The 10,743-nt window shown below is 69.2% G+C and carries 14 protein-coding genes; 10 read left to right on the top strand and 4 right to left on the bottom strand.

Features of this window, described 5'->3' with window-relative positions:
* Positions 1–47: 47 nt before the first annotated feature.
* Together ACQE3C_RS09970 and thrC are read left to right on the top strand one after the other, a co-directional pair.
* Positions 48–329 carry a 4a-hydroxytetrahydrobiopterin dehydratase gene (locus tag ACQE3C_RS09970; protein WP_434539029.1) on the top strand — a complete coding sequence of 94 codons (282 nt, stop codon included), beginning with the start codon at positions 48–50 and terminating at the stop codon, positions 327–329.
* Positions 330–338: 9 nt separating this feature from the next.
* Positions 339–1,796, top strand: coding sequence for a threonine synthase (thrC, locus tag ACQE3C_RS09965; protein ID WP_434539028.1), 1,458 nt, complete (start codon positions 339–341; stop codon positions 1,794–1,796).
* 30 nt (positions 1,797–1,826) lie between these two features.
* On the opposite strand, the gene ACQE3C_RS09960 is transcribed toward thrC, so the two are convergent.
* Complete coding sequence (locus ACQE3C_RS09960) at positions 1,827–2,069, bottom strand: hypothetical protein (RefSeq protein WP_434539027.1); 243 nt, start codon at positions 2,067–2,069, stop codon at positions 1,827–1,829.
* A 406-nt stretch (positions 2,070–2,475) separates the two neighbouring features.
* Here ACQE3C_RS09960 and rpsF point away from each other — a divergent pair, with 406 nt between their 5' ends.
* The 6 genes from rpsF (at position 2,476) to ACQE3C_RS09930 (ending at position 5,238) form a co-directional block, all read left to right on the top strand.
* Entirely contained in the window at positions 2,476–2,766 is a 291-nt protein-coding gene (gene rpsF, locus ACQE3C_RS09955; protein WP_434539026.1) for a 30S ribosomal protein S6, read from the top strand.
* Between the two features lie 125 nt (positions 2,767–2,891).
* Positions 2,892–3,416, top strand: coding sequence for a single-stranded DNA-binding protein (locus ACQE3C_RS09950; RefSeq protein WP_434539025.1), 525 nt, complete (start codon positions 2,892–2,894; stop codon positions 3,414–3,416).
* 87 nt (positions 3,417–3,503) lie between these two features.
* A complete protein-coding gene (rpsR, locus tag ACQE3C_RS09945) occupies positions 3,504–3,743 on the top strand; it encodes a 30S ribosomal protein S18 (RefSeq protein ID WP_434539024.1) in 240 nt (79 codons plus the stop codon).
* 16 nt (positions 3,744–3,759) lie between these two features.
* Positions 3,760–4,206, top strand: a complete 447-nt coding sequence (rplI, locus tag ACQE3C_RS09940; RefSeq protein WP_434539023.1) for a 50S ribosomal protein L9 — start codon at positions 3,760–3,762, stop codon at positions 4,204–4,206.
* 70 nt (positions 4,207–4,276) lie between these two features.
* Positions 4,277–4,936 carry an AzlC family ABC transporter permease gene (locus ACQE3C_RS09935; protein ID WP_434539022.1) on the top strand — a complete coding sequence of 220 codons (660 nt, stop codon included), beginning with the start codon at positions 4,277–4,279 and terminating at the stop codon, positions 4,934–4,936.
* Complete coding sequence (locus ACQE3C_RS09930; protein ID WP_434539021.1) at positions 4,933–5,238, top strand: AzlD domain-containing protein; 306 nt, start codon at positions 4,933–4,935, stop codon at positions 5,236–5,238. Before ACQE3C_RS09935 ends, ACQE3C_RS09930 begins: the two co-directional genes overlap by 4 nt.
* 1 nt (position 5,239) lies before the next feature.
* Here ACQE3C_RS09930 and ald read toward each other — a convergent pair whose 3' ends face one another.
* Positions 5,240–6,361, bottom strand: a complete 1,122-nt coding sequence (gene ald, locus ACQE3C_RS09925; protein ID WP_434539058.1) for an alanine dehydrogenase — start codon at positions 6,359–6,361, stop codon at positions 5,240–5,242.
* 103 nt (positions 6,362–6,464) lie between these two features.
* Between ald and ACQE3C_RS09920 the strand changes: the two genes are divergently transcribed.
* Together ACQE3C_RS09920 and ACQE3C_RS09915 are read left to right on the top strand one after the other, a co-directional pair.
* Positions 6,465–6,953, top strand: a complete 489-nt coding sequence (locus tag ACQE3C_RS09920) for a hypothetical protein (RefSeq protein WP_434539020.1) — start codon at positions 6,465–6,467, stop codon at positions 6,951–6,953.
* Positions 6,954–7,137: 184 nt separating this feature from the next.
* Positions 7,138–7,992 (top strand): FUSC family protein, encoded by an 855-nt coding sequence (locus ACQE3C_RS09915; RefSeq protein ID WP_434539019.1) that lies wholly within the window; start codon positions 7,138–7,140, stop codon positions 7,990–7,992.
* A gap of 211 nt (positions 7,993–8,203) precedes the next feature.
* Here ACQE3C_RS09915 and ACQE3C_RS09910 read toward each other — a convergent pair whose 3' ends face one another.
* Together ACQE3C_RS09910 and ACQE3C_RS09905 are read right to left on the bottom strand one after the other, a co-directional pair.
* Positions 8,204–8,995 (bottom strand): polyprenol monophosphomannose synthase, encoded by a 792-nt coding sequence (locus ACQE3C_RS09910; protein ID WP_434539018.1) that lies wholly within the window; start codon positions 8,993–8,995, stop codon positions 8,204–8,206.
* Between the two features lie 80 nt (positions 8,996–9,075).
* The gene (locus ACQE3C_RS09905; RefSeq protein ID WP_434539017.1) at positions 9,076–10,683 is read right to left on the bottom strand and encodes a peptide chain release factor 3; all 1,608 of its coding nucleotides are present in this window, start codon (positions 10,681–10,683) and stop codon (positions 9,076–9,078) included.
* Between the last annotated feature and the right edge of the window lie 60 nt (positions 10,684–10,743).

Here is a 10,743-nt window from a genome sequence, read left to right as displayed (position 1 = left end):
GGTGGGATCAGTGCATGCCCGGCTGACGACGTGATGTGCTGGGGGACATGACTGACTCCTCCGTGGACGGCCTGGCCGACTGGGTGCAGGTCGACGACAGCCTGCGCGCGACCTTCCGGACCAGCGACTTCGTGTCGGGGCTGGCCTTCGTCAACCGCGTCGGCGAGGCCGCTGAGGCCGCCAACCACCACCCCGACATCACGCTGACGTACTCGTTGGTGTCGATCACCACCACCAGCCACGACGTCGGTGGTCTGACCAGCCGCGACTTCGACCTGGCCCGCTCGATCACGCTGATCGCCGCGGAACTGGGGTTGGTGGCCGACTAGTCTGGACGGGTGCGCTACGTCTCCACCCGTGACCTCGACGGCCAGTCGGCAAGCTTCAGCGACATCCTGCTGACCGGGCTTGCCCCCGACGGCGGGCTCTTCCTGCCCGAGCACTACCCGCAGGTCGACTCCGCCACCCTGGCCCGCTGGCGTCGCGTCCTGGACGAGGACGGCTACGCGGCGCTCGGTACCGAGATCCTGTCGCTCTACATTGACGACATCCCCACCGACGACCTGCGGGGCATCTGCGAGCGGGCCTGGAATGGCGAGGTGTTCGCGACCGACGAGGTCGTTCGGGTCTCGAAGCTGCCCGAATCGTCCGACGAGAACGGCGGCATCTGGCTGGCGCACCTGTCGGACGGGCCGACCGCGGCCTTCAAGGACATGGCCATGCAGCTGCTCGGGCAGTTGTTCGAGTACGAACTGGCCCGCCGTGGCACCACGATGACGATCCTCGGTGCGACCAGCGGCGACACCGGCTCGGCTGCCGAGCACGCCATGCTGGGTCGGGAGGGCATCGACGTGTTCATGTTGACGCCGGCGGGGCGGATGACCCCTTTCCAGCAGGCGCAGATGTTCAGCATCGACGACCCGCACATTCACAACATCGCCGTCGCCGGGGTCTTTGACGACTGCCAGGACCTGGTCAAGGCCGTCAACGGTGATGCGGAGTTCAAGCAGCGCCACCGCCTGGGTGCGGTCAACTCGATCAACTGGGCCCGGCTGGTGGCCCAGGTCGTCTACTACTTCGCCGCCTGGCTGCGCGTCACCAGTGCCCTGGGGTCGGACGACCGCGACACCCGGCAGGTCAGTTTTGCCGTGCCCACCGGCAACTTCGGCAACATCTGCGCCGGCCACATCGCCCGCCAGATGGGCCTGCCCATCAAGCACCTGGTGCTGGCCACCAACGAGAACGACGTGCTCGACGAGTTCTTCCGCACCGGCGTCTACCGGGTGCGCGCCTCGTCGGAGACCGCCCAGACCAGTTCGCCGTCGATGGACATCTCCAAGGCGTCGAACTTCGAGCGGTTCGTCTTCGACCTGCTCGGACGAGACGTGGCCCGGCTGCGCAAGCGTTTCGTCGACCAATTGGGCAACGAGGGGGAGTTCGACCTGTCGATGACCCCCGAGTTCGCCACCCTCGGTGAGAGGTTCGGGTTCCTGTCGGGAAGTTCCAACCATGCCGACCGGGTGATGACGATGCGCGGGCTGCACGCCGACGGTGTGCTGGTCGACCCGCACACCGCCGACGGCATCACCGTGGCGCGCGACTTCCGGGCCGAGGAGCCCATGATCGTGCTCGAGACCGCACTGCCGGTGAAGTTCGCCGAGACGGTGGTCGAGGCCACCGGGGTCGAACCCGAAGTTCCCCAGCGGTTCGCCGGGTTGCTCGAGGCCGACCGCCACGTCGACGACCTGCCCAACGACGCGGCTGCGCTGAAGGAGTACATCGCGGCCCGGGTGTGAGCGCCGGTGCAGCCTGCGGGGGGGGGCGGTTCACCCATTGTCGACCGGTGCCGTCGGCTCCCCGGTGAACACGCCGCCGGGCAGCCGGACGAACCAGGGTTCGAGCGGGTCGCCCGAGAAAAGCTCGAGCCAACTGCCGTCCGACAACCGGAGAGCCGGGTCGATCCCAGCCACCCGGCCCTGCTGCACAGCGAGGCCCTCCAGCGACCGCACCGCTTCTTCCACGGCGGGGGTGCTCCATGAGAAGGCCAGCGTCCGGTCGGCCGCCAGCACCCGCCACCCGGGACCCGCCGTGAGCAGTCGGCGAAGGCCAGGAACTCGGCCTCGTTCCAAGGGGTCAGCCCAAACGAGCCCCCGCCCGCGTGGGAGTGGTCGAGCCGGGTCACGATGTCGTCGAACAGCGCCGGGTGTTGCCCCAAGTGCTCGACCGGCATGGCCCTGAGCGCGCGGATCACGGCGAGCTCGGCCGAGGCGGTCATCACGGTCGGCAGGTCACGCCATTGGTCCAGTCGCTGGGGGAACGCCATGCCCCAGTGTCGCGCAGGCGCTTTGGAGACCCGGGCACCCGACCGGTAAGGTGGTCGCTTGGTCGCCGCCACCTGGCGGAGGCCAGGCATATCGCCCTCCTGCCACGGGATCGACCCGTGGCCGTTTGAGACCAGAGGAGGTGGAGAACGCGATGCGCAAGTACGAAGTCATGGTCATCATTGACCCCGACGTTGACGACCGCCAGGTGACTCCGCTCGTGGAGAAGCACCTGAAGACCATCACTGATGGCCAGGGCACCGTCGACAATGTTGATGTGTGGGGCAAGCGTCGCCTCGCCTACGAGATCAACAAGAAGCCTGAAGGCACCTACGTCGTGCTGAACCTGACCGCTGAGCCTGCCGTCGTCCAGGAAATGGACCGTCTGATGACGATCGACGAGCAGATCATGCGGACCAAGGTGATGCGTCCCGACGCCCACTGAGCCCAGCTCAGCACCACCCGGAAACCGAGAGGTTATCCACAGGGTGAGCAGAGCGTGCAGCTTTTGTCCGCCCCGCGTGGCAGGCTGAACGCACGAGCTCATCCACGTCCGACTTGGAGACACACATGGCAGGCGAAACTCCCATCACGTTGATCGGCAACCTCACCGCCGATCCTGATCTGCGGTTCACCCCTTCGGGTGCGGCCGTGGCCAACTTCACCGTGGCCTCGACCCCCCGGAACTTCGACCGTCAGACCAACGAGTGGAAGGACGGCGAAGCCATGTTCCTCAACTGCTCGGTGTGGCGCCAGGCAGCCGAGAACGCGGCCGAGTCCCTCACCAAGGGGATGCGGGTCGTGGTCACCGGCCGCCTGAAGGCGCGCAGCTACGAAACCCGTGAGGGTGAGAAGCGCACCGTCTTCGAGGTTGAGGTCGACGAGGTCGGTCCCTCGCTCCGGTACGCGACCGCCAAGGTCACCCGCACCTCCTCCGGTTCCGGGGGCGGCCAGCAGGGTGGCGGCGGCAACTGGGGCGGTGGCAGCCAGCAGGGCGGCGGCGACAACTGGTCGTCGTCCGGCAGCCAGGGTGGCAACCGTGGCGGCGGCAACGATCCCTGGGCCCAGGCCCAGACCGACGAGCCCCCGTTCTGATCCACCCACCACGTCCATACCCCCTGACCACCAGGGGGCCCAGGCACATTCCGGCGAGAGCCGGGCTTTCAGAAGGAGAGCACCACAATGGCCGGTCCACAGCGCAAGCCTGTGAACAAGAAGAAGATTGTCCCGATGAAGTCGATCAAGATCGGCACCATCGACTACAAGGACACCGCAACCCTGCGGAAGTTCATTTCCGAGCGCGGCAAGATCCGTGCCCGTCGCGTCACCGGACTGTCGGTCCAGGAGCAGCGCAAGGTCGCCATCGCGATCAAGAACGCGCGCGAACTGGCCCTGCTGCCCTACGCCTCTACCGCTCGCTGACAAGGGGGAACAACAGATGAAGCTCATCCTCACCAGCCCGGTCGAGAAGCTGGGTGTCCCCGGCGACGTCGTCGAGGTCAAGGACGGCTACGGCCGCAACTACCTGCTGCCGCAGGGCCACGCCATCGCGTGGACCCGTGGCGCCGAGAAGCAGATCGACGGTATCAAGCGGGCCCGCGACGCCCGCGAGATCCGCGGCCTGGAGCACGCCCAGGAAGTGCGTGCCCAGATCGAGGCCCTCACCGTCAGCCTGCAGGTCAACGCCGGCGAGACCGGCAAGCTGTTCGGCGCGGTCACCCCGGCCGACATCGCCACCGCGATCAAGCAGGCCGGCGGTCCTTCCGTCGACAAGCGTGCTGTCCAGATCGCCAAGCCGATCAAGGTCGTCGGCACCCACACCATCGGTGTGAAGCTGCACGAGGGTGTCACCGCCCACGTCGCGCTGCAGGTGGAAGCCGCCTGACCCGGCGCACCTGAGATCCCCTGTCGGTCCCCGTCTCCCCAGGAGGCGGGGACCGCCTACACTCACCCGGGTGACCCCAGTTGCCCGCACCGCCTTCTCCGTGGCCGTGGCGACGTCGCTGTACGGCATCTCTTTCGGGGTACTGGCGGTGGCCGCCGGCCTGTCGGTCGTCCAGGCCCAACTGCTCAGCCTGCTGATGTTCACCGGCGGCTCCCAGTTCGCCTTCGTCGCCGCCCTCGGTGGCGGGGGTTGGGCTGCAGTCTCGGCGGCCTCCCTGATGGGTGTGCGCAATGCCTTCTACGGCGCCCAGATGAACGCCGAACTGCGCCCCCGCGGCTGGCGCCGCGCGTTGGCGGCGCACCTCACCATCGACGAGTCGGTGGCCGTCTCGATGGCCCAACCGGCCGGACCCGACCGGGCCAAGGGGTTCTGGCTCACCGGCTGGGGGGTGTTCATCGGCTGGAACCTGCTCACCCTGGCCGGGGCGCTGCTGACCAGTCGTATCGACCCCGCCGCCTGGGGCCTCGACGGGGCAGCGGTCGCCGCCTTCGTCGGGCTGCTGTGGCCCCGGCTGAAGAACCGCGAGGCCTGGTCGATCGCCGGCCTGGCGGCACTGGCGGCGATGCTCGCCACCCCGCTGGCACCGGTCGGCACCCCGATCCTGGTGGCGGCCCTGGTTGCTGCGTTGTTGGGCTGGCGCTGGGCACGGGTACCGGGGGGTGCGCGATGACCTGGTGGATCCTGCTGGCCTGCCTGATCGCCTTCGCGACGAAGTTCGCCGGCTACCTGCTGCCCGAGTCGGTGCTCGAGAACCCGACCATGGTCGCGGTGACCTCGGCCACCACCATCGGCCTGCTCGGGGCACTGATCGCCACCAATGCCGTGACCCGGGGGCAGGCGCTGGTGCTTGACTCCCGCCTGCTGGCGGTCGTGGTGGCCCTGGTCGCGCTGCGGCTGAAGGCCCCGTTCATCGTGGTCGTCGTGCTCGGGGCCGCGTCGGTGGCGATCGGACGAGCCGTCGGCCTGCCGTGAACTACGGGGTGCGCAGCACCTTCTCGGGTTCCACCGCCGGCAGGTCGTGGGCCTGCCCGACCGCCCGGTTTGTGAGGATGCCGGCGTGGGTCGACAGGCCCTGCGCCAGCGCCGGGTCGCCCGCACAGGCCATCCGCCAGCCCTTGTCGGCCAGTTCGGTCACATAGGGCAGGGTGGCATTGGTCAACGCCGAGGTCGAGGTGCGCGGCACCGCCCCGGGCATGTTCCCGACGCAGTAGAACAGCGACTCGTGCACCCGGAAGGTCGGGTCGGAATGGGTGGTCGGGCGGCTGTCCTCGAAGCAACCGCCCTGGTCGATGGCGATGTCGACCAGCACCGAACCCTCCCGCATGGCGGCCACATCGTCATTGGTGACCAGCTTGGGTGCAGCCGCGCCGGGCACCAGCACCGCACCGATCACCAGGTCGGCAGTGGCCACGGCCTCGGTGACCGCCATCAGGCTCGACGCGATGGTGCGCACCGCCCCGTTGAACTGCTGGTCGATCGCTCGCAGCGTCGGCAGGCTGATGTCGAGCACCGTCACGTGGGCCCGCTGGCCGAGCGCGATCTCGGCGGCCCGGCGACCGGCCACACCACCGCCCAGGATGACTACATTGGCCGGGGCGACACCGGGCACACCGCCCAGCAGCACCCCTCGTCCGCCTTCGGAGCTGAGCAGGTGGTAGCCGCCGACCGTGGGGGCCAGTCGTCCGGCGATCTCACTCATCGGGGCGAGCAGCGGCAGGGTGCGGTCGGGCAGCTGCACCGTCTCGTAGGCCAGGGAGTTGACCCCCGAGTCGAGCAGCGACTCGGTCAACTGCTTGTCGGCGGCCAGGTGCAGGTAGGTGAACAGGGTCAGGTCCTCGTGCAGGTGCCGGAACTCCTCGGCCTGCGGCTCCTTGACCTTCAGCACCAGCTCGGCCTCGCCCCACAGCCGGTCGACGTCGGCGACGACATCGGCCCCGACCTCGCGGTACTCCTCGTCGCTGAACCGCGACCCGGTGCCGGCACCGGACTCGACGGCCACGCTGTGCCCGTGCTCGACCAGGTGGTGGGCACCCGAGGGCGTCAGCGCCACCCGGTTCTCCTGGTCCTTGACCTCGCGTGGCACCGCGATGCGCATGCTGTCTCCTGACGAGTCGGGGAAATGTCTGCTGAGCATCCTTGCACTGTCGGCACCCGCAGCGCAGCCATCCCATGTTCGCCCGGAGTAGCACACTGACCTCGTGCACCCCGTTCTCGCCGTCAACAAGGTCTCCGGCCGCTGGCCGGTGGCGCTGAAGGCAGCCATCGTCGTGGCCGGGCCGGTCTTCGTGGTCGCCGCCATCGCCTGTGGTGCGTTGAAGGTGGGCCCACCCGGCTCGTACTTCTTCGTCCTGGTCGCCGGGGTCGGGGCCTACATGACCCAACACGGCCAGCCGCCGACCCGGGTGATCGCGATGACCGCGCTGGGTGGTCTGCTGGCCGTCGTGGTCGGCCTGCTCGACCTGACCTGGGCCCCCCGCGGGCCGGGAACGCCGATCCCTGGCCGCGGCCACCGCCGCGCTGGACACATTCGAACGGGCCGAGGGCGACGGGCTGGCCGAGGCCCGGGCGCTGGCCTCGCAGTCGCTGCACCACGCCTGGACGACCGTGCGGGACGGGGCCAGCGGGCCGCGCGACCGCCACATCGTCGGGCTGTTGGTCGACCTGCAGCAGTCGCAGTCGCGCTATGAGCGTCGCCAGGCCCAGCTCTCGGGGGAGTTGGCCGGTCTTGAGGTGCACCCCTGGGCGCCACCCAGGGCGAGGAGGCCCCCGATGCCTCCCAGTTCGCCGACTTCAGCACCGAGCAGTTGCGTGACTCGTCCCTCGGCCGGCCCCAGGCCGGCTACCTGCTGCGGGGGGCGCTGGCCCTCGCCGATGCTGCTGATCGGGCTGCGGGTGGGGCTGGCCATCGCCATCGCCGGCTCGATCGCGCTGCTGGTCGGGGTCGACCACCCCTACTGGGCCGCCGCGGTGGCGATGCTGGTGCTGCACCAGGGCGGGTCGCGCAGTTCCCAGTTCGTGCGTGGCATCCAGCGACTGCTGGGCACCGCGGTCGGCCTGGGCGTCTACTGGCTGGTGATCACCTGGAACCCCGAAGGCCTGTGGCTGGCGGCGCTGATGTTCGTGCTGCAGTTCTGCATCGAACTGCTGGTGGTGCGCAACTACGCCATGGCGGTCACCTTCATCACCCCGCTGGCGCTGACCATCGCGAGTGCTGCCGCACCGGCGGTCGACCCGGCAGCCGTGGTGGGGGAGCGTGCCCTGGACACCGTGGTCGCCGTGGCGGTGGCCTTCGCGGTGCTGGCGCTGGTCGGGCGGGGGCTCTCACTGCTCTTCGCCCGGGGTCAGGGCCGCCGCGTCGTGGTGGCCATTGACCCGGTGCTCGGGGCCCTGGCGGCCGGCGAGGTGACCACCCCGCGCGCCGCGGAGGACCGACGCCACCTCTACTACGAACTGCTCGAACTGCAGCACGTCACCAACCAGTCCCTGGTGGACGAGCCGGAGGCGGTGGGTCCGTATCGTCCGATGTTCAATGCGCTGGGCGACCTGGGCTACTCGGTGCTGGGCGCCTGCTGGCACCCGGAAACCTTCCGGGTGCGCCGCGCGGCGGGCCGCGCCTCGTCGGCGGTGCGGGCGATCATGTCGCACCCCGTGCAGCGCTACCGCTCTTCCGACGACATCCTGGCCGAGGTCGACTCGGCCCGGGCATCACTGGCCGATTGGGAGTAGGACCGTGGATTCAGAACAGCAGGCAATCAGGTCGCTCGGCGACCCGGTCCAAGCCGCCTATGAGGTGGCGTGGCAGGAGTGGGAGGCCGAGGGTGAGGCTGAGGCCTGGGAGTCCGTCACGAGCGACGGTCTCGCCAGCTGCGTGTCCGGTGAATGACATCCGTGTAGTTCTCCCCAGCTGTGGACAGGGCTGTGGACAACTCCCGGTCCGTCAGCCGGCGTCGAGCTCCCGCCGGCCGCGCAGGCGGTTGAAGAAGCGCTTGACCTGACCCCCGCGATGCCGCAGGCCCATGAGGGTCGTTGACTTGATCGCCTCCTTGACGACGTGGCTGCCCATCTTGGAATCGCCGCGCTCACGCTCGATGAAGTCGATCGGCACCTCGACGATGCGATACCCCTTCTGGTAGGCCTGCCAGGTCAGGTCACGCTGGATGCCGTAGCCCTGCCGGTCGATCGCGCCGCCGCTGATGATGTCACGCAGCACCGGCGCCTTGAAGGCGTTCAGGCCACCGGTGACGTCCTTGATCGGCATGCCCAACATCAGTTGGATGTACAGCGATCCGCCGCGGCTGAGGAACTCCCGCGACTTGGGCCAGTTCACGATGGAGCCGCCCGGCACCCAGCGCGACCCCTTGACCATGTCGGCGCCCTCGACCAGGGCCTTGAGCAGACGGGGGAGTTGCTCGGGCTGGTGGGACCCGTCGGCGTCGTGCTCCACCACCACGTCATAGCCCTGTTCCAGGGCCCACTCGAAGGAGTCCAGGTAGGCGGCACCCAGCCCCTCCTTGCCGCGACGGTGGTTCACGTGGACGTGGTCGTCGGCGGCGGCCAGGTCGTCGGCCAGGCGGCCGGTGCCGTCGGGGGAGTTGTCGTCGGCCACCAGGATGTGGGTCTCGGGCACCGACGTGCGCAGCCGCCTGACGATGGGCTCGATGTTCTCGACCTCGTTGTAGGTGGGAATGATCACCAGCACCTTGCCCAGACCGGGGTACTCATCAGCCATGTCGTGCTCCTTCCAGCGGCGGTTTGCCTCGGCCCCACGCTACCGGGCCGCGGTGTCTCGGCGCGCTGGCACATCGCCTTTCACTGCCGGGGCGCGGTCCCGGGGGGCAGTCCTGGGCCAATGGCCTCCAACAGCACCTCCGGATGATCACGCCTGACCCACTTCACCTGCCATTCATCGGCGAACAGGGCCAGCAGGACCCCGTCGGAACGGGCCGCCACCTCGACGCCCTGGCGTAGTTCCACCACAGGGGCGTCGGCAGCGGTCGTGGCCAGGGCCAGGGTGTAGGGCAGGTTCTCGAGCAGCACCGGGCAACTGAACTCGCTCTCCATGCGGTGGGCGGCCACCTCGAACTGCATCGGGCCCACCGCGGCGAGGATCGGCGCGTTGCCGGGACGACGCTCGGAGCGCAACACCTGGATGACGCCCTCCTGGTCGAGCTGGTCGATGCCGCGCAGGAACTGCTTGCACCGCGACGGGTCCCGGGGGCTCGCCACCCGGAAGTGCTCGGGGGCGAAGGGCGGGATGGGTGGGAAGCTGACCGCCGGACCGGTGTGGAGGGTGTCCCCGGCACGCAGGTCGCCGGCATTGACCAGGCCAATGATGTCGCCCGGGTGAGCAGTGTCCAGGGTTTCGCGCCCGCGACCCATGACGCTGTGCACGTACTTCGTGGCGAAACCGCGTCGGGTGCGGGCATGGGTGACCACCTCACCGCGCTCAAAGCTGCCTGAGCAGACCCGTGCGAACGCGAGGCGGTCGCGGTGGGCGCGGTCCATCCCGGCCTGCACCTTGAACACCTGGGCGCTGAACGGGGCGTCGAGTTCGCGGACCCGGCCCTGGGTGTCCGGACGGGGGCTGGGAGAGGGGGCGAGGCGTTCCAGGACGTCCAGCAACTGGCCGACGCCGAAGTTGAGGGCAGCGGCGGTGAACAGCACCGGGGTCGAGTCCTGGGCCAAGAAGGAGTCCTGGTCATGGTCGTAGTCGTCAGCCGAGAGCAGTTCGTGCTCCTCCTGCGCCGTCGTCCAGTCCGGCCCGACCTCAGCCAGTGCCTGCTCGGGGCTGAGCCGTTCCTGCGCTGCCAGGGTGCTGCCGCCCGCGGTGCGGGTGAACCGGATGAAGTCGCCGGTAGCGCGGTCGACGACTCCCCGGAAGTCGCCGGCGATGCCGACGGGCCAGGTCAGCGGAGTGGGACGCATGCCCGTGCGCACCTGGATCTCGTCCAACAGTTCGAGGGCCTCCAGGCCCGGGCGGTCCCACTTGTTGACGACGGTGATGATCGGGATGCGCCGGGCCCGGCACACCTCGAACAGCTTCATGGTCTGGGTCTCCATGCCCTTGGCGGCGTCCAGCAGCATGACGGCGCAGTCGACGGCGGTCAGCACCCGGTAGGTGTCCTCGGAGAAGTCGGCGTGGCCGGGGGTGTCCACCAGGTTCAACAGCGCCCCGCCATGGCTGAACTGCAGCGCCGAGGAACTGATGGAGATGCCGCGAGCGCGTTCCATGTCCATCCAGTCCGACACGGTGGCGCGGCGTCCCGCCTTGCCGTGGGTGGCGCCGGCCTCACCGATCACCTGGGCGTGCAACAGCAGCGCCTCTGTCAGGGTGGACTTGCCTGCGTCGGGGTGACTGATCACCGCGAAGGTGCGACGGGTCGATGCCTCGACTGCTGCATGCGATCCGTGTGCCACGCGGTGGCCTCCTTTCGCCAGTCGCCCAGCATACGCCGATGGCGGCGGGGGACCGCTCAC

This window comes from Aestuariimicrobium sp. Y1814, assembly GCF_050113895.1.
Classification (GTDB): Bacteria; Actinomycetota; Actinomycetes; order Propionibacteriales; family Propionibacteriaceae; genus Aestuariimicrobium.
Note: the sequence above shows the minus strand (reverse complement) of the source record. Positions and strands in the feature narration are given on the sequence as shown.